The organism is Massilia niastensis DSM 21313 (assembly GCF_000382345.1).
Taxonomy (GTDB): domain Bacteria; phylum Pseudomonadota; class Gammaproteobacteria; order Burkholderiales; family Burkholderiaceae_D; genus Telluria; species Telluria niastensis.
Window position 1 is genome coordinate 56,556 of sequence record NZ_KB908083.1, and the last position, 25,445, is coordinate 82,000.

General features: G+C 68.8%; 16 protein-coding genes and 1 other RNA gene. 11 read left to right on the forward strand and 6 right to left on the reverse strand.

Features of this window, described 5'->3' with window-relative positions:
* Window positions 1-48: 48 nt before the first annotated feature.
* On the reverse strand, window positions 49-2,898 hold the full coding sequence (locus H162_RS0106485) for a M16 family metallopeptidase (protein ID WP_020652642.1): 2,850 nt from the start codon (window positions 2,896-2,898) through the stop codon (window positions 49-51).
* Between the two features lie 85 nt (window positions 2,899-2,983).
* A complete protein-coding gene (locus H162_RS0106490) occupies window positions 2,984-5,656 on the reverse strand; it encodes a two-component system response regulator (protein ID WP_051109893.1) in 2,673 nt (890 codons plus the stop codon).
* A 352-nt stretch (window positions 5,657-6,008) separates the two neighbouring features.
* Here H162_RS0106490 and ribBA point away from each other — a divergent pair, with 352 nt between their 5' ends.
* Genes ribBA through nusB form a run of 3 tightly spaced genes read left to right on the forward strand, consistent with a single transcriptional unit; the run spans window position 6,009 to window position 8,138 of the window.
* A complete protein-coding gene (gene ribBA, locus H162_RS0106495; protein ID WP_026354309.1) occupies window positions 6,009-7,121 on the forward strand; it encodes a bifunctional 3,4-dihydroxy-2-butanone-4-phosphate synthase/GTP cyclohydrolase II in 1,113 nt (370 codons plus the stop codon).
* A 49-nt stretch (window positions 7,122-7,170) separates the two neighbouring features.
* On the forward strand, window positions 7,171-7,650 hold the full coding sequence (ribH, locus tag H162_RS0106500; protein WP_020652645.1) for a 6,7-dimethyl-8-ribityllumazine synthase: 480 nt from the start codon (window positions 7,171-7,173) through the stop codon (window positions 7,648-7,650).
* A 17-nt stretch (window positions 7,651-7,667) separates the two neighbouring features.
* Window positions 7,668-8,138 (forward strand): transcription antitermination factor NusB, encoded by a 471-nt coding sequence (gene nusB, locus H162_RS0106505; protein ID WP_020652646.1) that lies wholly within the window; start codon window positions 7,668-7,670, stop codon window positions 8,136-8,138.
* Between the two features lie 516 nt (window positions 8,139-8,654).
* Here the strand turns inward: nusB and H162_RS0106510 are convergent.
* On the reverse strand, window positions 8,655-9,404 hold the full coding sequence (locus H162_RS0106510) for a transglycosylase SLT domain-containing protein (protein ID WP_020652647.1): 750 nt from the start codon (window positions 9,402-9,404) through the stop codon (window positions 8,655-8,657).
* 624 nt (window positions 9,405-10,028) lie between these two features.
* Between H162_RS0106510 and ubiD the strand changes: the two genes are divergently transcribed.
* The 7 genes from ubiD to H162_RS30255 all read left to right on the forward strand — a co-directional run bounded on the left by ubiD (window position 10,029) and on the right by H162_RS30255 (window position 17,050).
* The gene (ubiD, locus tag H162_RS0106515; RefSeq protein WP_026354311.1) at window positions 10,029-11,513 is read left to right on the forward strand and encodes a 4-hydroxy-3-polyprenylbenzoate decarboxylase; all 1,485 of its coding nucleotides are present in this window, start codon (window positions 10,029-10,031) and stop codon (window positions 11,511-11,513) included.
* A 66-nt stretch (window positions 11,514-11,579) separates the two neighbouring features.
* Window positions 11,580-11,678: signal recognition particle sRNA small type (ffs, locus tag H162_RS33120), an RNA gene on the forward strand.
* Between the two features lie 170 nt (window positions 11,679-11,848).
* The gene (locus H162_RS0106520; protein WP_020652649.1) at window positions 11,849-14,002 is read left to right on the forward strand and encodes a DNA polymerase III subunit gamma/tau; all 2,154 of its coding nucleotides are present in this window, start codon (window positions 11,849-11,851) and stop codon (window positions 14,000-14,002) included.
* 37 nt (window positions 14,003-14,039) lie between these two features.
* Window positions 14,040-14,366, forward strand: coding sequence for a YbaB/EbfC family nucleoid-associated protein (locus tag H162_RS0106525; RefSeq protein WP_020652650.1), 327 nt, complete (start codon window positions 14,040-14,042; stop codon window positions 14,364-14,366).
* A 40-nt stretch (window positions 14,367-14,406) separates the two neighbouring features.
* On the forward strand, window positions 14,407-14,997 hold the full coding sequence (gene recR, locus H162_RS0106530) for a recombination mediator RecR (RefSeq protein WP_020652651.1): 591 nt from the start codon (window positions 14,407-14,409) through the stop codon (window positions 14,995-14,997).
* Between the two features lie 102 nt (window positions 14,998-15,099).
* On the forward strand, window positions 15,100-16,239 hold the full coding sequence (locus H162_RS0106535; RefSeq protein WP_020652652.1) for a glycosyltransferase: 1,140 nt from the start codon (window positions 15,100-15,102) through the stop codon (window positions 16,237-16,239).
* On the forward strand, window positions 16,226-17,050 hold the full coding sequence (locus tag H162_RS30255; protein WP_040786657.1) for a DUF2334 domain-containing protein: 825 nt from the start codon (window positions 16,226-16,228) through the stop codon (window positions 17,048-17,050). The genes H162_RS0106535 and H162_RS30255 overlap by 14 nt, the downstream gene beginning before the upstream one ends.
* A 207-nt stretch (window positions 17,051-17,257) precedes the next feature.
* Here the strand turns inward: H162_RS30255 and H162_RS0106545 are convergent, their stop codons facing one another.
* Entirely contained in the window at window positions 17,258-17,554 is a 297-nt protein-coding gene (locus H162_RS0106545; protein WP_040786658.1) for a hypothetical protein, read from the reverse strand.
* 181 nt (window positions 17,555-17,735) lie between these two features.
* On the opposite strand from H162_RS0106545, the gene H162_RS0106550 reads away from it, so the two are divergent.
* A complete protein-coding gene (locus tag H162_RS0106550; protein ID WP_020652655.1) occupies window positions 17,736-20,132 on the forward strand; it encodes a penicillin acylase family protein in 2,397 nt (798 codons plus the stop codon).
* A 105-nt stretch (window positions 20,133-20,237) separates the two neighbouring features.
* On the opposite strand, the gene H162_RS0106555 is transcribed toward H162_RS0106550, so the two are convergent.
* Complete coding sequence (locus H162_RS0106555; protein ID WP_020652656.1) at window positions 20,238-22,376, reverse strand: putative bifunctional diguanylate cyclase/phosphodiesterase; 2,139 nt, start codon at window positions 22,374-22,376, stop codon at window positions 20,238-20,240.
* Entirely contained in the window at window positions 22,376-25,309 is a 2,934-nt protein-coding gene (locus H162_RS0106560) for a hybrid sensor histidine kinase/response regulator (RefSeq protein WP_020652657.1), read from the reverse strand. The genes H162_RS0106555 and H162_RS0106560 overlap by 1 nt, the downstream gene beginning before the upstream one ends.
* Window positions 25,310-25,445 lie beyond the last annotated feature (136 nt).

Sequence of the window (25,445 nt, forward strand, 5' to 3'; positions counted from 1 at the left end):
CCTCATTTTCCCGCGCCGGATGGCGCGGGCATCGGCACGCCTGCCGCTTCAACCCTTGGGCGTCGCCGCCGCCTCCGCGGCCTCCGTCGCCGGCTTCTCGGGATTGAGCACCACCTGCACATAGTTGTTCGTGTCGAAGTAGCGCCGCGCCGCCGCCTGGACGTCATGCGTGCTCAAGGCCTGCACCTGCTTCTCGACCTCCAGGATCGACGCCGGATCGGTCCCTTCGGTCAGGGCCGACTGCAGGTTCGCCACCCAGTAGCCGTTCTCGCGCAGCGAGCGCCGGTGGTTCTGGATCCAGTTGCTCTTCACCTTCGCCAGGTCCGCCGCATCCGGCCCTTTCTCCTGCAGGCGCCTGATCTCGGCGAAGGTCGCGGCCAGCACCTTGTCCACGTGTTCCGGTCCCGTCGGCAGGTTGATGCTGATCGAGTAATTCCCGTACGGGATCTTGCTCAGCGCCCCCGAGGCGCCGCCGCCGTAGATCATCGCCATCTGTTCGCGCAGGACGTCGATGATGCGCAGGTTGGCCACTTCGATCAGCGCCGACAGGCGCAGCTGCTCGGCCTCGGAGAATTCGGCCGGCCCCGTGAAATTCAGTGACACGGTGCTCTTCGGTTCGGTCCCGCTGCGCACTTCGCGCTTGACCACGCCGGTCACCGGGCGCAGGCCGACGTCGCGGTAGGCTACCGGCAGCTCGGGCGTCGGCAGGCTGCCGAGGTAGGTCGCCAGCAGCGGCTTGATCGCAGCCGGATCGAAACTGCCGACCACGATGAAGGTCAGGTCCCTGGCGCTGGAAAAGCGCTGGCGGAAGATGTCGATGCTGCGGTCCAGGTCGATCTTCGCGTACTCGTCCGCCTGCAGGCTGCGCGGCGCGCGCGGGTGGTCGTTGAACAGGGCCGACACCAGGGCGTCGCCGAAGCGCCTGCCCGGCTGGGCGCTCTGGTTGCGGGCGATCTCGGCCTGCTTGCCGACGTAGGAGCGGAACAGGTCCTCGTCGCGGCGCACGCCGGAGAACTTCAGCCACAGCAGCTGGAGCATGGTTTCCACGTCCGAGGCGCCCGAGGCGCCCGCCACCACGTCGGTATAGCTGCCCAGGCCGACCGTGACGCCGGCCGCCTTGCCGGCCAGGATCTTGCGCATGTCGAGCGGCGAGAAGTTCGGCACGCCCATGCTGGCCACGATGGCGTTGGCGAAGCGCGCATTCAGGATGTCGCCGTCGCCGTACAGGCTCTGGCCGCCGAAACGGGCGGCGCTCAGCATCACCTGGTCGTTGCGGAAATCGGTCGGCTTGAGGATGACCTTGACCCCGTTCGACAGCAGCAGGTGGGTCAGCCCGAGCGCCTTGTCCTCGCGCTGGGAGACGATGGCGCCGGGCGCCGGCGGCTTCTCCATCAGGAGCGCCGCGACCGCCTTCTCGTCGTGCGGCGCCACCTGCGCGCGCTCGGCCTCGGCCACCGCCGCCAGCAGCTGCGCGCCGGTGGGCGGCTCCGGCTTGTCGACGCCGGTGTACAGCACCAGCTTGCCCGAGTCGGCCGGGATGGTGCGGCGCGCATAGGCGTTCATCTCGTCGAGCGTGATGCCCGGCACCAGTTCCTGCACGTAGCGGTACTCGGTGTCGATGCCGGGAATCGCTTCCTGCTGCAGGAAGTTGCGGATGTACTCGGCGGCATAGGTGGCCGAGTCGCTCTTGGCGCGTTCGTTCCAGGCCTGCTCGTAGTTGCGCATCATGTTCTTCTTGGCGCGCTCCAGTTCGGCGGCGCCGAAGCCGTGCCGGCGCGCGCGTTCGTTTTCCTGCACCAGCGCGGCGATCGCGGGCGCCGCGCCGCGCGGTCCGAGGGCCGCGGAGGCGTTGTACGAGTGGTAGCGCGGGGTCAGCTTGCCGAGCGAGCTGCTGGCGCCGAGGAAGGGCGCTTCCGGCAGCTGGACCAGTTCCGCCAGCCGCTGGTTGAGCATGGCGCCGAACAGGGCCTGCACCAGCTCGTCGCGGTAGGCGCCGATGGTGCCCGGCTCGCGCACCGGCTGCACCGGGTAGCGGATCAGCACCGAGTTGCCGTTGGCCTCGGGATCGGTCACCACCAGCGCCTCGGTGTCCTGGCGCGGCGGAATGGCGGCGTACTCGCGCGGGCGCGGCCGCGCCGGATTCTTCAGGCGCGTGAAATGGGTGGTGATCAGCTTTTCGGCGCGCGCCGGATCGATGTCGCCGACCACCACCACGGCCATCAGGTCGGGACGGTACCAGTCGCGGTAGAAGCGGCGCAAGGTGTCCGGCCTGAAGCTGCGCAGCACCTCCTCGCGCCCGATCGGCAGGCGCTCGGCGTACTTCGAGCCGTTGAAGAGGCGCGGGTAGATCTGCTTGCCCATGCGGTCGGCGGCGCCCTTGCCGAGCCGGAGTTCCTCGAGCACGATGCCGCGCTCCTTGTCGATGGCGTCGGGGGCGAATTGCACGCCGTGGGCCCAGTCCTCCAGCACCTGGAAGGCCTTGGTCACATGTTCCGGTTTATCGGTCGGAATCGGCAGGATGTACACCGTCTCGTCGAACGAGGTATACGCGTTCAGGTCGGCGCCGAAGCCGACCCCGATCGACTGCAGGTAGGACACCAGCTCGTGCTTGCGGAAATGGGTGCTGCCGTTGAAGGCCATGTGCTCGACGAAGTGGGCCAGGCCGCGCTGGTCCTCGTCCTCGAGGATGGAGCCGGCCTTGACCACCAGCCGCAGCTCGAGCTTGCGCTCGGGCCGCGCATTGCGCTGGATGTAATACGTCAGGCCGTTGGCCAGCTTGCCGACCTTGACTTGCGGGCCGACCGGAATCGGGGCGTCCAGCTTGAGCGCTGCGTGCGCCAGCGAGTGCGCGAACAGTACCGCGGCCAGGCACAGGCCGCGCACGAGATTGTTGCTCATCAGGTGATTCCAGGTGAAATGGTCCAGTCCATTCTAACCCGGCCCGGCTTGCCGGACGGGAGGCTGGAGCATGGAGTGTTGCATTTTAGACAGGCACGCGGCCCTTCGCCAGCAGCTGGGCCAGTTCGTAGGCCGCCACCGGCCTGCTGTACAGGTAGCCCTGGAACACGTCGCAGCCGATGGTGCCGAGGAAGTCGCGCTGGCCGATCGTCTCGACCCCTTCGGCCACGACCGACAGCGACAGGCCCTTGGCCAGCGCGATGGTGGCCTGGGCGATGGCGGCGCTGCGCTGCTCGGTGGTGATGTTGCGCACGAAGGTCTGGTCGATCTTCAGCTTGTCGAGCGGGAAGCGCGACAGGTAGCCGAGCGAGGAGTAGCCGGTGCCGAAGTCGTCCAGCGACAGCGACACGCCCAGCGCGCGCAGTTCCGCCATCTGCGTCTCGGCCAGGGTGCTGTCGCCCAGCATCACGCTTTCGGTCAGCTCGACTTCGAGCCAGCGCGGCGCCAGTCCGCTGTCCCTGAGCGCGGCGCGCACCACCTCGACCACGGTGCCGGCCTGGAACTGGCTGGCCGAGACGTTGACCGCGACCCGCACCGGCATCAGGCCCGCGTTCTGCCATGCCTTGTTCTGGAAGCAGGCCTGGCGCACCACCCATTCGCCGATCGCGTGGATCAGGCCGGTGTCCTCGGCCAGCGGGATGAAGTCGCCCGGCGACACGTTGCCGATCTCTTCGCTGCGCCAGCGCAGCAGGGCTTCGATGCCGACCACGCGGCCGTCGATGCGCGAGACCTGGGGCTGGTAGTGCAGGAACAGTTCGTCGCGCTCGATGGCGCGCCGCAGGCGCGTTTCCAGCGCCAGCCAGCGCAGCGCCTCGGCGTTCATCTCGCCCTTGAAGAAGCGGAAGCCGTTGCGCCCCGATTCCTTCATGTGGCTCAGGGCGGCGTCGGCGGCCTTCAGCAGGTCGCCGGTCGCGTTGCCGTCGCGCGGATAGACGCTGATGCCGACGCTGCCGGTGACGACCACGTCGTGCCCGCCCACCGTATGCGGCTGGGCGACCGCGTCGATCAGGCGCTGCGCGGCGTAGATGATGTCCTCGGTGTCTTCGCAGCTGGTCAGGAGCAGCACGAACTCGTCGCCCGACAGGCGCGCGACGGTATCGGTCGGCCCGGCGATGGCGCTGGCGCGGCGCGCCACCTCGCGCAGCACGGCGTCGCCCGCCGCGTGCCCGAGGCTCTCGTTGATGCGGGACAGGCGGTCGACATTGAACAGCAGCAGGGCCAGCTGGCTGCCGCCCTGGCGCGCCGCCGCCAGCGCCTGCTGCAGGCGGTCGTTGAACAGCGAGCGGTTCGGCAGCAGGGTCAGGATGTCGTGGTTCTGCACGAAATCGAGCTGGTGGTGGGCGGCCTTCAGGGCCGACAGGTCGGTCGAGACCGAGACGTAGGCGGTCAGCCTGCCGCTGTCGTCGCGCACCTCGCTGATGCTCTTGCTCTCCGGGTAGATCTCGCCGTTCTTGCGGCGGTTCCAGATCTCGCCGCGCCACTGGCCTTCCCGCTCGAGGCAGGTCCAGATATCGCGGTAGTAGGCCAGGTCGTGGCGGCCCGAGCGCAGCACGCGCGGGTTCTGGCCCAGCACCTCGGCCTCGGTGAAGCCGGTGACCTGTTCGAAGGCGGGATTGACGGCCACGATGTTGGCCTGCGCGTCCGTCATCATGATGCTTTCCTGGGTGCTGTCGAACACCTGGCGCGCCAGCACCAGCCGGTGCTCGCTCTCGCGCAGCGCGGCGTCGGCGTCGGCGCGCGCGATCGCTTCCAGCTGCAGCTGGGCGGCGTGGCGCTGCACGACTTCGTACAGGTTGAGGTTCTCGTAGGCGACCGCCAGCTGGGCCGCCAGCGCCATCGCCCAGCGTTCTTCCTCTTCGCTGAACGGCGGGGCGTCGGGCCGGCGCCCGCAGTACAGCCAGCCGAGCGGGTGCTGCAGGTCGTGCACCTGCAGGCCCAGCAGGTGTCCGAGTGCGGGATGTTCGCGCGGCAGGCTGGAGAGCAGGGCGTCGTCTCCGGACAGGCGCAGCGGGGCCCGCACCCGCAGCAGCACCCCGGGCAGGCGTCCGTCATCGAGCGCGTGCGGCGCCAGCAGCGCGCTGTCCACGCCGTGGGTGCCCAGGTGGCGCACGGCGCGTTCGGTGCTTTCGATCAGGCACAGGGCGACCGTGTCGGCATTCAGCACGCGCCGCGCGGCGTCCACGAAGACGGTGGCGAGCGCGTCGACGCGGCGCTCGCCCACCAGTGCAAGGCACATCCGTTCCAGCTCGCCCAGGCGCGCGCACAGGTCGAACGGCAGTTCGCGGTCGCGCTCGCGGGTGGCGGGCAGCGGCGGCGCGGGCGCGCCTTCGGCCACCCCCAGTTCGGCATTCACGGCGTCGAGGATCTGGTGCGGGTCGGACGGCTTGGCCAGCACCGTGGCCACGCCGCAGCGCGCCGCCATGGCGACCGTCTCGTGCTCGGAATAGACGGCCGAGAAGAAGATGACCCGGATCGCGCGCAGCGCCGGATCGGCGCGCAGCTGCTGCACGAACTCGTAGCCGTCCATGGTCGGCATCAGGATGTCGGTGATGATCAGGTCGGGCCGCTCGGCGCGCGTGAGCGCCAGCGCCTGCGCGCCGTCTTCCGCCTCCAGCAGCCGGTGACCCGTATAGCCGAGCAGGGCGCCGAGGAAGGCGCGGTTGCTCGGCCGATCGTCGACGATCAGGATCGTGGCCATCAGGACAGCCTTGCCGCGATGGCGGCGCTGCCGCAAGAGAGGGGAACTACCGACATGGCAACTCCGGTGCGTATGCTGCCGCGGTCTCGGGAAGGATGTGGCGGCGATGTTTTTATCATAATCGAGTCAAGCGTAAACGCCCACAATGTTGCGCATGAAAACGTTTTTAGCTTAACAATTCTACGCCGAACAAGCACCATTGTTGCCCATTTGCAACTCTGCTTGACGCGTTGACAGGCTTGTGCTGCCAACTTTGGGTGAGTCGGGGGTGGGAAAGCCGGCTGGAACGCTGTAAATCCATTAAAATAGCGGATTGCACCCACGCACAACCTGTCCGCTCCAAGGAATTCGTATGTCTATCTCCAGCACCGAGGAAATCGTTGCCGAAATTCGTGCCGGCCGCATGGTCATTCTGGTCGATGAAGAGGATCGCGAGAATGAAGGCGACCTCGTGCTCGCCGCCGATTTCGTCACGCCCGATGCCATCAATTTCATGATTCGCCATGCGCGCGGCCTGGTGTGCCTGACCCTGACCGAGGAACGCTGCAACCAGCTGGCGCTGCCGATGATGACGACGCGTAACGGCACCTCGTTCGGGACCAATTTCACGGTGTCGATCGAGGCGGCCGAGGGCGTCACCACCGGCATCTCGGCGGCCGACCGCGCACGCACCATCCAGGTGGCCGTCAGCAAGGACGCCACCCCGGACGACCTGGTGCAGCCCGGCCACATCTTCCCGCTGCGCGCCCAGAAGGGCGGCGTCCTGATGCGCGCCGGCCATACCGAAGCCGGCTGCGACCTGACCCAGATGGCGGGCCTGACCCCGGCCTCGGTGATCTGCGAGATCATCAAGGAAGACGGCACCATGGCGCGCCTGCCGGACCTGATCGAATTCGCGAAGGAACACAATCTCAAGATCGGCACCATCGCCGACCTGATCCACTACCGCAGCCAGAACGAGTCGCTGGTCGAGAAGGTGGCCGAGCGTCCGCTGTCGACCGAGCACGGCGAGTTCAGGCTGATCGCCTTCCGCGACACGCCGAGCGGTTCGGCCCACCTGGCCCTGGTGCACGGCGAGATGTCGCCGGAACACGAGGCGCTGGTGCGCGTGCACCAGCCGGTGTCGCTGCTCGACATGCTGGAAAACCGCGCCACCACCCACTCGTGGGACATGGCCTCGGCCATGCGCGCCATCCAGAAGAGCGAGCGCGGCGTGATCGTGCTGCTCAACTGCGGCGAGACCGCCGAGCAGCTGTTCGCGCAGTTCGCGCCGCGCGACGGCAAGGAGGGGCGCGCCAGCGCGCGCGCCGCGTCGATGGACCTGCGCACCTACGGCATCGGCGCCCAGATCCTGCGCGACCTGGGCGTGGGCAAGATGCAGCTGCTGGCCAATCCGCGCAAGATGCCGTCGATGACGGGCTTCGACCTGGAAGTCACCGGCTACCTGCCGTGCCCGGGTGTTTGAGCGTCCGCATTAGAATTCACTTACACAGACAAGATAAAAGAGGTCAGCCATGACGGTAGGAACTTTTGAAAGCAATCTGGCAGGCGAAGGCCTGCGCATCGGGATCGTGCAGGCCCGTTTCAACGCCGACGTCGGCCATGGCCTGCTGTCGTCCTGCCTGGCCGAGCTCAAGCGCCTGGGCGTGGCCGACGAGGACATCCTGCACGTGACCGTGCCGGGCGCCCTGGAAATCCCGCTGGCGCTGCAGAAGATGGCTGAAACCCAGCAGTTCGACGCCCTGATCGCGCTGGGCGCGGTGATCCGCGGCGAGACCTACCATTTCGAACTGGTCTCGAACGAATCGGGCGCCGGCATCACCCGCATCGGCCTGGACTACGGCATGCCGATCGCGAACGCCGTGCTGACCACCGAAACCGACGAGCAGGCGGAAGTCCGCATGGCCGAGAAGGGCGCCGACGCGGCGCGTGTCGCGGTCGAGATGTCCAACCTGCTGATCGGGCTCGAAGAGCTGTCGGCAGAGGAAGAGTAATCAGAGAAGGTAACAAGATGACTGACAAGAGTACGCACGCCAATCCCAGCAAGAATCGCACGCCGCGCCACCGCGCGCGCGAGTTCGCGCTGCAGGGGCTGTATCAATGGCTGCTGAACAATGAACCGGCACGCAGCATCGCCACCAACATCCGCAGCGCCCATGGTTTCGAGAAGGCCGACGGCGAGTTCTTCTCCGCGCTGCTCAACGGCACGATCAGCACCTCGATCGAGCTGCGCGAATCGATCGCCCCGCTGATCGACCGCAGCCTGGCCGAGCTGTCGCCGATCGAGCACGCGGTGCTGCTGCTGGGCGCCTACGAGCTGAAGAACCACCCGGAAATCCCGTACCGCGTCGTGATCAACGAAGCGGTCGAGCTGACCAAGTCCTTCGGCGGCATCGACGGCCACAAGTACGTCAACGGCGTGCTGGACCGCCTGGCCTCGACCCTGCGTCCGGATGAAGTGACGGCGGGCGGACGCGGCTGATCGCGTTCGCGCCCGACCAAGCCACCGCGCGCGAGCCCGGTGGCTTTTTTTTTTGGTTCGGGGTCAGGTCTGTCATTCGGACATGGACGCACAATCCTTGCGAAATCTCAGCACGGTTTTAAGTATGCTGAGACTTTTTTCCTCGTTCCGACATGGTCTGTGATGCGCGGTCGCGGTGACAAATGTGGGCCGAGCATTGACGGGTTTGGGATAAGCAAGCCAGCATGTTGAGATAGCGCAAAGGTGCACGGCCGGTGTCCGAATGACAGACCTGACCCTGAATGCGTTTGCTCTTGGGATAAGCAAGCCAGCATGTTGAGATAGCGTAAAGGTGTACGACCGGTGTCCGAATGACAGACCTGACCCTGAATGCGTTTGCTCTATATATATATATATAGATGGCGCGGGGATGTGCTGCAGCGGCGGACGCGAAGCGTCCTTTCCGGCCTGTGCCCTCAAGCGGGCGCCCAAAAAAAAGCCACCGTCTTCGGTGGCACGCGAGGAGTGCTTTGCGTATTACAGCCCTGCCAGCGTTTCCGCCGCCTGGCCGCCTTCCGCGGTCGCCACGGTCGGCTTCGCGGGCGGCGCCTCGGCCGGCTTGCTGACGACGGTCTGGGTCGGCACCGACCTGGTCACGGTCGGCACCTTGTGACCCTTGGCCACCTGCTTCAGGCGGCGGTATTCGGCCAGTACCTTCGAGCCGTAGCCGGAATCGGTTTCCAGGTCGGCCGCGCCCACATAGGTCTTCAGGCCGCCCTCGACCGAGCCGGTGCGCTTCACGTAATCCTTCAGGATCAGGGCGCCGACACGGATGTTGGCGACCGGGTTCAGCGCCGCCTGCTGGCCGCCCACTTCGGCGAACTTGTCGTGATGGACCTTGGCCATCACCTGCATCAGGCCCTTGGCGCCCACCGGGCTTTCCGCGAACGGGTTCAGGCCGGATTCGATCGCCATCACCGCCAGGATCAGCAGCGGATCGAGCTTGACCTCGTGCGCCGTCATGTAGGCGGTCGAGACCAGCATGTTGGCGGCGTCGCTGGCGACGCGGTAGCGCTTCGACAGCCAGTCGGTGACCCATTGCTGCTGCTTGGTGTTGGCCAGCGCCGGATGGGACGCCGCATGGGTCGTTTCCTCGGCCACGGCCTCGGTGGTTGCCACCGGGGCCGGCGCAGCAGGCGCGGTCACCACGATGGTGGGTTGCTGCGGATGCAGCAATTGGGAGACGCGCTTGGCGACATCCTCATTGGTATACAGCACTGCGAGCATCGCGATTGCCGAAAGACCGAACATGGTCAGCGTATATCGTGCGGTCGTCAATAAACCGCGTACCGCTTTCGTCACGGAAGACACCGTGACAGGCTGGCCGGCCTTGGATTGCACGAGCCTTGCGCTCGTGGTGAAACGATGCATCATCGTATTCCCCTTTGTCGCGGCAAAAACGATCCTGTCGCGGCGCGCGAGCGCTACGTTAGGGTGTGCATTTGCCGTGCATCAGAAAAATCGTCTATCGCCGCGGGGCGAATAACGCCGTCATTGCCTTGCTTCAGCTGGACTGCTAACCCATGGCGGGCAGAGAAACCAGTAGCTCAACAACTGTCTCGGGGATCTGGGCAGACGCCCAATGAAAACACTCCTCAAAATGTCATGTGGGGCCCCGACCCCGTGAATGCATGAGAACAGGCTAAAATCATGTCAAAACGATCCTGCTTGCCTCATCAAGTAAGACGGATTGTAGGGGCGACTTTTATATCAAGTCAACCCTAGCACCTTGATTCTTTATTACTTTTAGGTCTGACTTTCCAGTGGCGTTGAAAAAAATTCTTTCAAAATCAGTTAGTTGGAGCAGACTCTTCACTAAGCTTCTATAGTCGAGAAAACGAAAAAAAGTTGATGAAATATACAGATTTACGGGATTTCATGACCCAACTGGATGCCATGGGCGAGCTCAAGCGGGTCGACATCCCGGTATCGCCGCACCTCGAGATGACCGAAGTGTGCGACCGTACCCTGCGCGCCGGCGGTCCGGCCTTGCTGTTTACCCGACCCGGCGGCCACACGATCCCGGTGCTGGGCAACCTGTTCGGCACCCCGCGCCGGGTGGCGCTGGGCATGGGCGCCGACGATGTCGGCGAGCTGCGCCGCATCGGCCACGTGCTGGCGCGCCTGAAGGAGCCTGAACCGCCCAAGGGCTTCAAGGACATCATGGGCCTGGGCTCGCTCGTGAAGGCGGTCTGGGACATGGCGCCGAAGGAAGTACGCGGCGCACCCTGCCAGGAAATCGTGTGGGAAGGGCAGGACGTCGACCTGGGACGGCTGCCGATCCAGCACTGCTGGCCGGGCGACGTCGCACCCCTGATCACCTGGGGCCTGGTGATCACCAAGGGTCCGAACAAGAAACGCCAGAACCTGGGCATCTACCGCCAGCAGGTGCTGGGGCCGAACAAGGTCATCATGCGCTGGCTGGCGCACCGCGGCGGCGCGCTCGATTTCCGCGAGCACGCGCTGGCCCACCCCGGCAAGCCGTATCCGATCGCGGTGGCCCTGGGCGCCGACCCGGCCACCATCCTCGGCGCCGTCACGCCGGTTCCCGACAGCCTGTCCGAATACCAGTTCGCCGGCCTGCTGCGCGGCAGCCGCACGACCCTGGTGAAGGCGATCGGCAGCGAGCTGCGCGTGCCGGCCTCCGCCGAGATCGTGCTGGAAGGGCATATCTACCCGGATCCGAACCACCCGTCCGGCTTCGAGCACGCGCTCGAAGGCCCGTACGGCGACCACACCGGCTATTACAACGAACAGGACAGCTTCCCGGTGTTCACCATCGACCGCATCACCATGCGCCGCGATCCCATCTATCACTCCACCTACACCGGCAAGCCGCCCGACGAGCCGGCGGTGCTGGGCGTGGCGCTGAACGAGGTGTTCATCCCGCTGCTGCAGAAGCAGTTCAGCGAGATCACCGACTTCTACCTGCCGCCCGAAGGCTGCAGCTACCGCATGGCGGTGGTGCAGATGCGCAAGCAGTACGCGGGCCACGCCAAGCGCGTGATGTTCGGGGTCTGGAGCTTCCTGCGCCAGTTCATGTATACCAAGTTCATCGTGGTGGTGGACGAGGACGTCGACGTGCGCGACTGGAAGGAAGTGATCTGGGCGATCACGACCCGGGTCGACCCGGCCCGCGACACCGTCATGGTCGACAACACGCCGATCGACTACCTCGACTTCGCGTCGCCGATCAGCGGACTGGGCAGCAAGATGGGCATCGACGCCACCAACAAGTGGCCGGGCGAGACCAATCGCGAGTGGGGCACCCCGATCGTGATGGACCCCAGGGTCAAGGAAAAGGTCGACGCGATCTGGCAGCAACTGGGGATCTAAACGAGTTAGCGGCCGGAATTTTCCGGCCGTTTTCCAAAAGCCGTGCCGTGAGGTATAATGGCTGCTGGCGGGCCCCTGCGCATTGTGGCATGGTTTACCTGGTCAGGTCGGGAACGAAGCAGCCAAAGCCGTTCACCGCAAGTGCCGCAGATCAGGCTCGCCTCTTATCTTCCCTCCCGTTGTCGCTCCCACCTTCGTTCCTTCTTCATTGCCGGCCCTTGTTGCGCCCGCGAAGGCCATCACGCGTCCATGCCGCACCCGCCTGCGCGGCGTGATTGCCGCCGGGCACGGTCGCAATTGTTCGCGGCAACGCACAACTGCGGTAAAATCTCGACATGTCCTATCAAGTCCTCGCCCGCAAATACCGCCCCAAGAATTTCGAAACGCTGGTCGGCCAGGAGCACGTGGTCCGTGCACTGAGCCACGCGTTGCGGACGGGCCGCCTGCACCACGCCTACCTGTTCACGGGCACGCGCGGGGTCGGCAAGACCACGCTGTCGCGCATCCTGGCCAAGTCGCTCAACTGCACCGGAACCGACGGGCAGGGCGACATCACGGCCGAGCCCTGCGGCGCCTGCGAAGCCTGCCGCGCGATCGACGCCGGCCGCTTCGTCGACTATATCGAGATGGATGCGGCGTCCAACCGCGGCGTCGACGAGATGGCCCAGCTGCTCGAGCAGGCGGTGTATGCGCCGAGCAATGCGCGCTTCAAGGTCTACATGATCGACGAGGTGCACATGCTGACCAACCACGCGTTCAACGCGATGCTCAAGACGCTCGAGGAACCGCCGCCGCACGTCAAGTTCATCCTCGCGACCACCGACCCGCAAAAGATCCCGGTCACGGTGCTGTCGCGCTGCCTGCAGTTCAACCTCAAGCAGATGCCGCCGGGGCATATCGTCGGCCACCTGGAGAACATCCTGGGCCAGGAAGGCGTCACGTTCGAGCAGCCGGCGCTGCGCCTGCTGGCGCAGGGCGCCCATGGTTCGATGCGCGACGCGCTGTCCCTCACCGACCAGGCGATCGCCTATGCCGCCGGCCAGGTCACGCTGGATGCGGTGCAGGGCATGCTGGGCGCGCTCGACCAGAGCTACCTGGTGCGCCTGCTCGACGCGCTGGTGGCGCAGGACGGCGCCGACCTGATGGCGGTGGCCGATGAAATGGCCAGCCGCAGCCTGTCGTACAACGGCGCGCTGCAAGACCTCGGCACCCTGCTGCACCGCATCGCGCTGGCGCAGACGGTGCCGTCGGCGGTGCCGCAGGACCTGCCCGAGCTGGCCGACATCCTGCGCCTGGCCCAGGCCTTCGAGCCGCAGGAAGTGCAGCTGTATTACCAGATCGCGGTCCACGGCCGCAACGAGATCGGCCTGGCGCCCGACGAATACGCCGGCTTCACCATGACCCTGCTGCGCATGCTGGCCTTTCGCCCCGGCCAGGGCGGCGCCGAGGCGCCGGCGGTAAGTGCTGCGCCGGCGACGGCGCCCGCACGCGCCGCCGCCGCGGCCGCCGTCAGCCATGCCGCCGTGGCCCCGCGCCTGGCAGCGCCGCCGCCCGCCGCGCCTTCCGCGCCGCCAGCCGGCAGGCCCGCGCCGCCGGCCGCCGCCAGTCCCGCTCCGGCGATGAACTCGGCGCGCGCCGCCATCAATGCCGCGCTCGAAGCGGCGCGTGCCGCCTCGGGCCGCTCGGGCGGCGCAAGGCGTCCGGAAGCCGCTCCCGCTGCAGCCCCGGCGCCGGCGCCGGCCCAGCCCGCGCCGCCGGCAGCCCCGGGCCCGGGCGCCGCGCTGCCGTCCGCGCCATCGGCCGGCGCCGCGGCTGCCTCGGCGGCGCCCGCGCGCGAAGCCGCAGCGCGGCCGCAGGCAGGTGCACCGGCCGCGGCCCCGCCCTGGGAACAGTCCCAGCCCAAGGCCATGGCCCAGCCGCAGCCGGCGATGCGCGGCCGCGAGGCGCCGGCCGAGGACGAGCCGCCATCCTGGGTCACCGAATTTTCCGACGACACCGCGGTCGCCGCCGAGGCCCAGGCCGTGGTCGCGCCGCCGCCGGTGCGCGCGTCCGCCGCGCCGCCGCATGCCTATGTCGTCACCCCGGTACCCGAGATCGGCTGGGACGGCAACTGGCCGGCCCTGGCCGGCGGCCTGGCGCTGCGTGGCGTGGCCCAGCAGCTGGCCCTGCAGACCGAGCTGATCAATTGCATCGCGGCGGAGCGCGCCGTCACCTTCCGCCTGCGCGTGCCGGTCGACACCCTGCGCGCCAGCGGCAACAGCGAGAAGCTGGCCGCGGCCCTGCAGGAGCGCTTCCCGGACCTGCGCGTCACCGTCGACACCGAGATCGGCCCCGTGTGGTACACCGCCGGCGCCGAGCAGAAGGCGGCGCGCGAGGAACTCCAGCGCCAGACCGAGGCGACCGTGGCCGCCGACCCCTTCGTACAGGAGATGGAACGCGGCTTCGGCGCGTTCATCGTGCCGGGCTCGGTGAAGCCCCCGGTCGCCTGAACCGTTCAACCCATCCCGATTTATTGGAGATAGCACCATGATGAAAAACCAGCTCGCAGGCTTGATGAAACAGGCGCAAGCCATGCAGGACAACATGAAGAAGGCGCAGGAGCAGCTGGCTCTGATCGAAGTCGAGGGCCAGTCGGGCGCCGGCCTCGTCAAGGTCGTGATGACCTGCAAGAACGACGTCAAGCGCGTCACCATCGACCCTTCGCTGCTGGCCGATGACCGCGACATGCTGGAAGACCTGGTCGCCGCCGCGTTCAACGACGCCGTGCGCAAGGCCGAGGCCACCGCCGCCGAGAAGATGAGCGGCCTGACCGCCGGCATGCCGCTGCCGCCCGGCTTCAAGATGCCGTTCTAAGGGATCCTGCCCGCTCGGCCATGCCGGGCGGGCATCTCACATGTCCAAGTCGCTCGAATTCCTCACTGAAGCCTTGCGGCGCCTGCCGGGCGTTGGCCCGAAGTCGGCGCAGCGCATGGCCTTCCATTTGCTGCAGCATGACCGCGAGGGCGCCGCGCAGCTGTCGCGCGCGCTCTACCAGGCGGTCGACACGGTGCACCACTGCGCCATGTGCAACACCTTCTCCGACACCGAGGTATGCGACCTGTGCGCCGACGAGCAGCGCGACCGCGCACTGCTGTGCATCGTCGAAACCCCGGCCGACCAGATGATGATCGAGCAGACCCTGACCTGGCGCGGCCTGTATTTCGTGCTGATGGGGCGGCTGTCGCCGCTCGACGGCATCGGCCCCAAGGACTTGCACCTGGACAAGCTGGTGGCGCGCGCTGCCGATGGCGTGGTCCAGGAGGTGGTGCTGGCCACCAACTTCACCAACGAGGGCGAAGCCACCGCCCATTACATCAGTGAAATGCTGAAGGCGCGCGGGCTGAAAGTCAGCCGGCTGGCGCGCGGCGTGCCCGTCGGCGGCGAGCTCGAATATGTCGATGCCGGCACGATTGCGCGCGCCATGCTCGATCGCCGTAGCGCATAATGGTCCCGGTGACGTCCCGGTAGCGCTGTCGGCGCCGGCGTCCGTGCGTGCACGGAGCGTCGGCTTGTCGCTGTTATCGTGGGCACTTTCAGCGGACCAGACATGCACCTCGTCGATATCACGATGTTCTATGCCGCCGAAGGCGGAGGCGTCAGCACCTACCTGAATGCCAAGTCGCAGTGGCTGGCGCGCCACAGCGTGCTGCGGCATACCATCATGAGCCCGAATGTCGATGACGGCGGCGAGATCCCCTCGCTGGTGCGCGTTCCCGGCGTGCCGCTGCCCGGCATCAATGGCTACCGCATGCCGTTCTCGGTCGGCGCCATCGCGCGCCGCCTGCGCGCCGCCGAACCCGACCTGATCGAAGTCGGCGACGCCGGCCACAGCGCCTGGGCCGCCCTGCGGGCGCGCGACCGGCTCGGCATACCGGCCGTCGCCTTCTACCATTCCGACCTGCCGCGCCTGGTGCAGAACCGCTTCGGCCACGCCGCCGCCCAGGCCGTGTGCAAGTACCTGTGCCACCTGTACCGCGAATTCGACCTGGTGCTGGCCCCCAGCCGGCTGATGGTCGACCAGCTGGCCGCGATGGGCGTGCAGGGCGCGCTGCACCAGCCGCTGGGCATCGACAGCGAGGTGTTCCATCCCGGGCGGCGCCGTGGCGACCTGCGCGCCGAGCTCGGCCTGGCGCCGGACGCCCGCCTGCTGGTGTATGCGGGCCGCTTCACGCCGGACAAGAAGCTGTCCGTGCTGGCCGAGGCGGTGGGCAGGCTGGGCCGGCCCTACCACCTGCTCATGGTGGGGGCGGGCGAGGAGCCGCCGCCGCCGCATCCCGCGATCAGCGTGCTGCCGTTCCAGCGCAACCAGCGCGACCTGGCGCGCCTGCTGGCCGGGTGCGACGTGCTGGTCCATCCGGGCGACTGCGAGACCTTTGGCCTGATCGTCCTCGAAGCCATGGCCTGCGGCCTGCCGGTGGTGGCGACCAGCGGCGGCGGCGTGGCCGAGCTGGTCGACGAGCGCACCGGCATCCTGGCGCAGCCGAACTGCGCGCGCAGCCTGGCCGGCGCGATCGAAGCGGTCTATCGGCGCGACCTGGCCGAGGCCGGCCGCCATGCGCGCCACAAGGCGCGCGAATACTTCGACTGGGAACGGATCTTCCCGCAGATCATGCGCCGCTACAGCCGCCTGCTGGCCGGCCGCCAGGCGGCCCAGCTGGCCCTGGAACGCGTCTGTGTTACCGACTGAGCGGACGCTGTGCGTCTCGATCCACGACGTGGCGCCAGCCACGTGGGACGAGTGCGCACGCCTGGCCGAGGCGATCCGCGCCGTGGCCGACATCCCGCTGACCTGGCTGGTGGTGCCGGCCTACCACCGCGCAGGCGGGGACGCGGCGCGCATGGACGCCGGACTCGCGGCGGCGCTGGCGCGCGGCGACGAACTGGCCCTGCATGGCTACACCCATCTCGACAGCGGTCCGCACGGCCTGGGGTGGCGCGACGGCTTCCTGCGCGGCGTCTACAGCCGCGAAGGGGAATTCGCGGCGCTGCCGGCGGAGGAAGCGGCGCGCCGCATCCGCCTCGGGCTGGCCTGGTTCGCGGAGCGCGGCTGGCCCGTCAGCGGCTTCATCGCGCCGGCCTGGCTGCTGGGCGAGGGCGCCTGGGAGGCGCTGCGCGGCTTCCGCTTCGAGTACACCACCACCTATACGCGCTTCCACCTGCTCGCCGGCGGCGTCGCCTGCCTGTCGCCGTTCTCGCCGGCGCTGGTGTACGCGGCGCGCAACCGCAGCGGACGGCTGCTGTCGCCACCGACGGCCAGCCTGCTCGCGGCCGGGCTGGCGCGCGCGCCGCTCGTGCGCCTGGGCCTGCATCCGCCCGACCTGCGCCATCCCCACCTGGTCCGGCATGCGCAACACCTGGTCCGGCAACTGCTGGGCACGCGCGCCCCGCTGACCAAGGCGGGCTTCGCGCAGCGCCTGCAGCTGGCCGTACCGGCCGGCGCCAGGCCCGCGGCCGGCGGCGCCCAGGCCTTGCGCGACTGGCGCATGCCCTGGCGGTAGCGCGCCGCGAACAGCGGAACGAGGAGGCGCTTGCCACCGGCAGCATGGCCGCGCCCAGGCCGGGCGTACCGATCTGCATTGGCTTTTTGCAGGCCGCACCCGGCCGGATACCGTCGGGCGGTATCGATGGGATGTGCCGGGGCGGGCCTGTCGTCGCCTTCACGCCTTCACGCCGTGCAGGCGTGATTGGCGCCGCTCAGGGCCGGTTCACCAGTAGGGTCCCCAGTAGCCGCGTCCGCGCCAGTAGCCCGGTCCCCAGCCCGAGTAGTACGATGCACTCGCGCTGGCACGCTCCATTTCTTCGCGTGTGCTGAGCTGGAGCACGCATTGACGCCACTGGTCGGTCTTGTCGGCATAGCCGAGCTGCACACAGGCCGGGCCGTAGATGGTGATCATCTTGGCCATATCGGCCTGCGCGCGCGCGGCGCGGTCCTGCGTGGTGGTGCACCCCGCGAGGGACATGGCCAGGCCCGCCAGGGCGGCCGTCAAGTAAGGAAGTCGCATGGCTCCTCCAATTGCGCCATATCACGGCGCTGATTCAGTATAGACCTCCAAGCGGCGCCACATCCGCCGGGCGTCAATCGTGCGCCAACGCTGCCGCGGGTCCTTCGCCGGCAGAAGAGATTTCTGGCAATTTGCTGGCATTTTTCTGGCAAGATAGGCCCCCTGAAAACATGGAGGAGACATGCGCAAGCGTGGATGGAAGAGCTGGACCCTGCGCGGGCTCGGGGCCGTGCTGGCGCTGGCCGTGCTGGCGCTGCTGGCGGCCTGGCTGTACCTGCGCGCCAGCCTGGCCCAGCTCGACGGCGAGCGGCGCACTCCCGGCATCGCAGGCGAGGTGACGGTGACGCGCGACGCCGCCGGGGTGCCCTCGATCAGCGGCGCGCACCGGCTGGACCTCGCCTATGCGACCGGGTTCGTCCATGCCCAGGACCGCTTCTTCCAGATGGACCTGCTGCGCCGCACCGCGGCCGGCGAACTGGCCGAACTGTTCGGTCCCAAGGCCGCGCCGCTCGATCGCGCGCACCGCCTGCACCGCTTCCGCGCCCGCGCCGAGGCCGCCATCGGGCGGCTGGACGCGTCGGAACGCGCGTTCCTGGACCGCTACGTGAGCGGCGTCAACGACGGTATCGAAGCGCTGCGCGCGCATCCCTTCGAATACGCGCTGGCCGGCAGCACGCCGCGTCCCTGGACGGCGCAGGATTCGCTGCTGGTGGTGTGGGCGATGTACCTCGACCTGCAGAGCAACATCGCGCCGCGCGAGCTGGCGCGCGGCTGGATGCGCGAGCACAGCGACGCCGCCCAGCTGGCCTTCCTGCTGCCGGATGCGAGCCGCTTCGACCTGGCGCTCGACGGCGGCGCGGCGCCGCCGCCGGCCCCGATTCCGGCGCGCGCACCCGGCTGGTGGGGCGCAGCGCCGGTCACCCCGGCGACGCTGGCCGGGGCCGATGTCACCGATGCGGTCGGCAGCAACAACTATGCGGTGGCCGGCAGCCGCAGCAGCACCGGCGCGGCGATCGTGGCCGACGACATGCACCTGGGCCTGCAGCTGCCGAATACCTGGTACCGCCTGGCGCTGCGTTTCCCGGATCCGCGCGGCGGCCAGCGGCGCCTGGTCGGCGTCACCCTGCCGGGCACGCCGCCCTCGCTCATCGTCGGCAGCAACGGCCAGGTGGCCTGGGGCTTCACCAACAGCTATGCCGACCTGCTCGACCTGGTCGAACTCGGCCGCGATCCCGCGCGTCCGGGACAGGTGCGCACGCCTGGCGGCTGGGAGACCCCGGCCAGCCATGTCGAGACGATCGCGGTGAAGGGCGCGCCGCCGGAACGCATGGTGGTGCGCGAGACCTCGCTCGGACCGATCCGCGCCGTCAAGGGGCGCGAGTACGCCGTGCACTGGATCGCCCACGATCCGGCGGCCCTGAACATGCACCACGTCAGGCTGGAGCAGGCGGCCAGCGTCGACGCGGCGCTGGCGATCGCGGCCGGCGACGGCATCCCGGCGCAGAACTTCGTCGCGGGCGATGCGAGCGGCAACATCGGCTGGACCATCGCCGGGGTGCTGCCGCGGCGCACCATGGCGCCGCCGGCCGCCACCTTCCCGATCGCGCTGGACGGCGCGGCCGCGACCTGGAGCGGGCTGCTGGCGCCGCAGGACTATCCGCGCGTGCTGAACCCGCTCACCGGCCAGATCACCACCGCCAACAGCCGCCAGCTGCTGGGCGAGGGCGCGACCCGGATCGGCGACGGCGGCTTCGACCTCGGCGCGCGCAACCACCAGCTGGGCGAGGCGCTGGGCGCGCTCGGTGACAAGATGGACGTGCCCCGGGCCTTCGGCGCGGCGCTCGACGACCGCGCGCTGTTCATCGCCGACTGGCGCCGGCGCGCGCTGGCGGTGCTGGATGCCGGCGCGCTGGCCGGCCATCCGCAGCGCGCCGAGTTCCGGCGCCTGCTGGAATCCAGCTGGGACGGCCGGGCCAGCGTCGGCTCGGTGGGCTACCGGCTGGCGCGCGACGCCATGTGGGCGCTGCACGAGCTGCTGTACGGGCGCGCCGACGCGGCGCTCAGGGAACTCGACCCGAAGGCGACGGCGGCGCTCGCCGGCACCCGCTGGCCGCTGGTGGTCGCGCGCCTGCTCGACGAGGAGCCGCAGGGCTGGCTGCCGGCCGGCCACGCCAGCTGGCGCGCGCTGCAACTGGCCGCGATCGACCGCGTGATCGGGGCGCTGACGGCGGACGGCAAGACCCTGGCCCAGGCCTCCTGGGGCGAGCGCAACAGGGCGAACATCGCGCATCCGATCAGCATGGCGGCGCCGGCATTGCGCGTGCTGCTGGCCGCGCCGGAAGACCGGCTGGCGGGCGACGCCCACATGCCGCGCGTGGCCGGCCCGAAGTTCGGCCAGTCGGAGCGGCTGGTGGTGTCGCCGGGCCGGGAGGAGGAAGGGCTGTTCAACATGCCGGGCGGGCAGAGCGGGCATCCGCTGTCGCCGTTCTTCCTGGCCGGGCATGCGGAGTGGGCGGAGGGCAGGGCGGTGCCGCTGTTGCCGGGGGCGGCGCGGCATACCTTGCGCTTCGTCCCGTAGGGTGGACGGCTTGCGCCGTCCACGCGGTGATCGTTAACGGTTCCGCTATCGGGCACGATAATCCCGCCTGTAGCTATCACCGCGTGGGCGGGGCACCCGCCCGCCCTACGGCAGGGCAAGTCGTATGCTCCCCAGCATGTCGGTAATCGCCTCCGCACTCGACGGATGCCCCAGGTAGTAGCCCTGCACCATATCGCAGCCATACTCCTCGAGCAGCAGCAGCTGCTCCCCGGTCTCCACCCCTTCCGCCACCACCACCATCTTCAGTCCGTGCGCCATCGCGATGATGGCGCGCGTGATGGCCGCGTTCTCGGAATCCTGGGGCAGGCCGCAGATGAAGCTGCGGTCGATCTTCAGCGCGCGCACGTCGAAGCGCTTCAGGTAGTTCATCGACGAATAGCCGGTGCCGAAGTCGTCGATCGACAGGTACACGCCGATGCCGCGCAGCTGCTCCAGCGTGACCAGGGTGGCGCGGGCGTCGTCCATCAGGGTGCCTTCGGTCAGTTCCAGCTCCAGCAGGCGCGGATCGAGCCCCGTGTCGTGCAGCGCCGACAGCACGATCTGCGACAGGTTCTCGTCCTTGAACTGCTTGGCCGACAGGTTGACCGCCATGCGCAGGGTGCGCCGGGTCAGGCGCTGCCAGGCGCGCGCCTGGCGGCAGGCGGTGCGCAGCACCCATTCGCCGATCGGGACGATCAGGCCGGTCTCCTCGGCCAGCGGGATGAACTCGGTCGGCGGCACCAGGCCGCGCTCGGGATGGCGCCAGCGCACCAGCGCCTCGACCCCGACGATCTCGGACGAACGCACGTCGCGCTGCGGCTGGTACAGCAGGTACAGCTCGTCGTTCTGGAGCGCCTTGCGCAAACCCACCTCGAGCTTCACGTGGCTCATGATCTGCATGGTCAGCGAGGAGCTGTACAGCTTGGCGTTGTTCTTGCCGCAGTTCTTGGCGTGGTACATCGCGGTGTCGGCGTACTTGAGCAGCGAACCGCAGTCGTCGCCATCCTCGGGGAACAGCGAGATGCCGATGCTGGCCGTCACAAAGATCTCGTTGCCCTCGATGAGGAAGGGGCGCCGCATCGCTTCCTTGACCCGGTGCGCGACATTGAGCGCATGCTCGACCCGTTCCAGGTCGGGAATCAGGATCGTGAATTCGTCGCCGCCCAGGCGCGCGAGGTTGCTGGCATTGTCGCCGCGCGACACCAGGTCGCTCGGGCGCGTGGTCTCGCGCAGCCGGTCCGAGACCATCTTCAGCAGCTGGTCGCCGGCATTGTGGCCGAGCGTGTCGTTGATGCGCTTGAAGGCGTCCAGGTCCATGAACAGCACCGCGAACTTCTTGTTGCCGACCTTGGAGCGCTGCAGCTCGCGCTCCAGGGTCTCCAGGAAGGCCTGGCGGTTCGGGATGCCGGTCAGGCCGTCGCAGTAGGCCAGGCGCCGGATCTGTTCCTCGGCGCGCTTGCGCTCGCTGATGTCGCGCACCAGGCCCAGCACCTGCGACGGGCTGGTGGCCACCAGGCGCGCCTCGACATGCTGGACCACGCCGCAGTCCAGCAGTTCGTATTCGACCGAGCGCACCTGCTGGGTGGCGAGCACGGTCTTCATCTGTTCCATCACCCGCTGCGCGATGTCCGCTGGCAGCACGTCGCCGATGTGGCGGCCGACGAAGCGCTGCTCGCCGGGCGCCGGCTGGGCAGGGTGTCCGCCGCCGCTGCGCTCCTGCCCGGGCCTCTCGTGGCCCGGCTCGTAGTCGAGGTAGAAACCGTCCGCGTCGAGGCGGAAGAAGGTGTCGGGAATGGCCGCCAGCACCGCGCGGTTGTGGGCGTCGGCGATGCGCAGGCGGGCGATGGCGTCGCTGGCGCGCAGCACGTAGAGCACGCGATGACCCAGGATCGGCCAGTTGATCGGCTTGGACACGAAGTCGGTCGCGCCGGCCTCGTAGGCATGGGTCACCGCCTCCAGGTCGTCGCCCCCGGTGACCATCACGACCGGCACGCTGGCGCCGTCGCGCTCGGCGCGGCGGATCGCGGCGCAGGCGGCGAAACCGTCCATGCGCGGCATGTCGACGTCCATCAGGATCAGGTCGGGCTTGCGGCTGTGCGCCAGCTCGACCGCGTCGAGGCCGTCGGTGGCCTCGATGGCGTCGAGCCCGACCTGGGCCAGCATCTCGAGCATCAGGAGACGCATCACCGGATCGTCGTCCGCCACCAGGACCGTTCCGCGCTGGGTTTGCGATGAGGCTGGCATCAGGTTTCCTTTTCTAGCAGGGCGTGGAGCGATAGTCTGACCGACGGAAATTCCCGTTCCAGGTCGGCGAGAAGCGGCGCGGCGCCGTCGACGCTGCCGGCACGCCCGAGCTGTTCGAGGTCGCGGCACAGCGCCGCCAGCCGTCCCGCGCCGATGTTGGCGCTGGCCGACTTGAGGCTGTGGGCGATGCGCCGGATCGCTTCGGCATCCAGGACCGCCAGCGCCTCGCGCAGCGCCGCCAGGTGGCGCGGGGTCTCGCGCATGTAGGCCGACACCACCTTCTGCACCAGCGCGTCGCCGCCGTCGCGGCCGAGGGCGCGGATATTCTCCAGCGCGGCCGGGCTGACCGCGTCCCGGCTGGCTTGCGCCGGCGGCTCCTGGCGCGGCGGCGCGGGCGGCGGCGCAGGTGATGCGGCGCGCACCGGCTGCGGCGGGTCGAGGTGGTGGCGCTGGGCCGTGAGCGGCAGGGCCACCCAGCGCCCGATCACGGCCGCCAGCTGCTGCTGGGTGAAGGGCTTGGACAGGTAGTCGTCCATGCCGGCCGCGAGGCAGGCTTCGCGGTCGCCCTGCAGCGCGTTGGCGGTGATGGCGATGACGGGCAGGGTGCGCGCGCGGCCGGCCTCGCGCTCGTGGCGGCGGATCGCGGAGGTGGCGGCGAAGCCGTCCATGACCGGCATCTGGCAATCCATCAGCACCGCGTCCCAGGCGCCGCCCTGCACCGCGTCCAGGGCTTCCCTGCCGTTGCGCGCGCAGTGCGCCTCCAGGCCCAGGCTCTCGAGCATCGCCCTGGCCACCTCCACGTTCACCGGATTGTCCTCGGCCAGCAGCACGCGCCGCGCGCGCCGCCCGCTGGCGGGACGCGGCGTGACGGTGACGCAGGCCGCCGGCCGCTCGGCAGGCAGCGGCGCGGCCTGGGTCGCGGCGCCGTGCAGGCGCGCCGCGCGCGCCGCCATGCAGGCGTACAGGTCGGCAGCGCGCGCCGGCTTGACCAGCTGGTAGGCGACCCCGGCTTCGCGCCGCTGCACCGGGTCGGCCGCCAGCCGCTCGGGGCTGAGTAGCACCAGGTGGGTGGCACGCGCCGCCGGCTCGGCGCGGATCGAGGCCGCCAGCGCCAGGCCGCTGGTGCGGCTCAGTTCCATGTCCAGCAGCGCCGCATCGTAGGGGCGGCCGGCGCGCGCCGCCTGCATCAGGCGCTCGTAGGCCGCGGCGGCGCTGGCCGCGCCGTCGCAGGATGCGCGCCAGGCTTCCAGCTGCTGGGTGAGCTCGAGCCGGCTCGCGTCCTGCTCGTCGACCACCAGCACCCGCAGGCCCTCCAGCGTGTGCTGGCGGTGGCCGGGGGCGTCCGGATCGACCCGGCGCTTGTCGAAGCTGACCGTGAACCAGAACACCGAGCCGCGGGTGGCGGCGTTGTCGACTCCGATCGTGCCGCCCATCAGCTCCACCAGCTGCTTCGAGATCGCCAGGCCCAGGCCGGTGCCGCCGTACTTGCGGGTGGTCGAGTCGTCGGCCTGCGAGAACGCGTCGAAGATGCGGGCGCGCGCCTCGCGCGAGATGCCGATGCCGGTGTCGTGCACCTCGAAGCGCAGCTCCACCTTCTGCGCGTCCTCGCCGGCCACCCGCACCCGCGCCATGATCCGGCCCTGGTCGGTGAACTTGATCGCGTTGCCGAGCAGGTTGGCCATGATCTGGCGCAGCCGGTTCGGGTCGCCGCAGATCGCCACCGGGATGTCGTTGGCGATGTCGAAATCGAAGCCGATGCCTTTTCCGGCGGCCTGCGGGGTGTAGACGTTGTGGATGTCGTCGAGCAGGTCCCACAGGTTGAAGTTGATGTACTCGATGGCCAGCTTGCCGGCCTCGATCTTCGAGAAGTCGAGGATGTCGTTGATGATCACCAGCAGGTGCTCGCCCGAGCGCTTGACCAGGGTGGTGTAGTTGCGCTGGGCCTCGGTGAGGCCGGTGGCCAGCAGCATCTCGGTCATGCCCAGCACCCCGTTCATGGGCGTGCGGATCTCGTGGCTCATGGTCGCCAGGAAGCCGCTCTTGGCCCGGCTCGCGGCCTCGGCGGCGTTCTTGGCCTTTTCCAGCTGCTCGGTGCGCACCCCGACCTGGCGTTCCAGCTCGTCGCGGTGGTGCAGCAGGGCCGCGCCGCGGTCCTCGATCTGGGCCAGCATGGTGTTGAAGCTGTCGATCAGCAGGCCCAGTTCGTCGCTGCGCCCGTGGCTCACGCGCAGGCCGTAGTTCTGGCTGGCCGAGACCTTCTGCGCCGCATGGATCAGCTTCGTGATCGGTTCGGCGACGCTGTGCTTGAAGCGGCCCACCAGCACCAGCGAGACCGGCAGCGAGGCGCCCATCGCCAGGCCGATCACGCCCAGGCTGGCGAGGATGTCGAGCCACATGGGCAGCAGGTCGGCTTCGAGCATCACCACCCCGACCGGCAGCGCGCCGTGGTCGACCTGGCGGAACACCCGCATGTGGCGCGACAGCAGCGACTGGCCGCGCCGGTTCGCGTCAAGCAGCGTGGCGGCGTCGACCGCGTCGAGCGGTTCCAGCCCGGCTTCGCTGCGCCCGGGAGCGCGGTGCTGCGCCAGCGGCCGGCCGAGGCGGTCGTACAGGGTGGCGGCCGAGATGCCGCGCTGGCCCTCGAGCGCGGCCAGGGTGGTGTTCGCCTGGCCGCGGTCGACCAGCAGCAGCGAGCCGGCGCTGGCAGCGCCGATCACGCGCGCGAACGAGGCCAGTTGCATGGCCTCGTCCTTGCGGTGGTTCAGCACCGAGGTCACGGCGAAGGCGACGAACACGAACAGCAGCGCCGTCGCGGTCGAGAGCAGCGAGATGATGGTCAGCTTCTGGTTCAGGCTGGAGCGCTCGAAGTTCGGCATCGCGATTCCCGCAGGCACGGCGGAGCGGACCGGCGACGGACGAGGCAGGTCCTCCATTACGGAATGCAATTTCCGCAAGAAAAAAATATACGTGGGTGGGAAGGGGGCGGCCTTGCGCAAGCGCAAAGTGCGGGGAAGCAAAGCGTTGTGTTGCGTCCATGAAAAAAGGGATGCCGCAGCATCCCTTTCCTCG

Bases quoted from the DNA above. Each gene is read 5' to 3' on its own strand.
- H162_RS0106490 (WP_051109893.1), bottom strand. From the start codon at position 5,656: ATGGCCACGATCCTGATCGTCGACGATCGGCCGAGCAACCGCGCCTTC.
- ubiD (WP_026354311.1), top strand. From the start codon at position 10,029: ATGAAATATACAGATTTACGGGATTTCATGACCCAACTGGATGCCATG.
- recR (WP_020652651.1), top strand. From the start codon at position 14,407: ATGTCCAAGTCGCTCGAATTCCTCACTGAAGCCTTGCGGCGCCTGCCG.
- H162_RS0106560 (WP_020652657.1), bottom strand. From the start codon at position 25,309: ATGGAGGACCTGCCTCGTCCGTCGCCGGTCCGCTCCGCCGTGCCTGCG.
- H162_RS0106545 (WP_040786658.1), bottom strand. From the start codon at position 17,554: ATGCGACTTCCTTACTTGACGGCCGCCCTGGCGGGCCTGGCCATGTCC.
- H162_RS0106550 (WP_020652655.1), top strand. From the start codon at position 17,736: ATGCGCAAGCGTGGATGGAAGAGCTGGACCCTGCGCGGGCTCGGGGCC.
- H162_RS0106485 (WP_020652642.1), bottom strand. From the start codon at position 2,898: ATGAGCAACAATCTCGTGCGCGGCCTGTGCCTGGCCGCGGTACTGTTC.
- ribH (WP_020652645.1), top strand. From the start codon at position 7,171: ATGACGGTAGGAACTTTTGAAAGCAATCTGGCAGGCGAAGGCCTGCGC.
- ribBA (WP_026354309.1), top strand. From the start codon at position 6,009: ATGTCTATCTCCAGCACCGAGGAAATCGTTGCCGAAATTCGTGCCGGC.
- H162_RS0106525 (WP_020652650.1), top strand. From the start codon at position 14,040: ATGATGAAAAACCAGCTCGCAGGCTTGATGAAACAGGCGCAAGCCATG.
- H162_RS0106535 (WP_020652652.1), top strand. From the start codon at position 15,100: ATGCACCTCGTCGATATCACGATGTTCTATGCCGCCGAAGGCGGAGGC.
- H162_RS0106520 (WP_020652649.1), top strand. From the start codon at position 11,849: ATGTCCTATCAAGTCCTCGCCCGCAAATACCGCCCCAAGAATTTCGAA.
- H162_RS0106510 (WP_020652647.1), bottom strand. From the start codon at position 9,404: ATGCTCGCAGTGCTGTATACCAATGAGGATGTCGCCAAGCGCGTCTCC.
- nusB (WP_020652646.1), top strand. From the start codon at position 7,668: ATGACTGACAAGAGTACGCACGCCAATCCCAGCAAGAATCGCACGCCG.
- H162_RS0106555 (WP_020652656.1), bottom strand. From the start codon at position 22,376: ATGCCAGCCTCATCGCAAACCCAGCGCGGAACGGTCCTGGTGGCGGAC.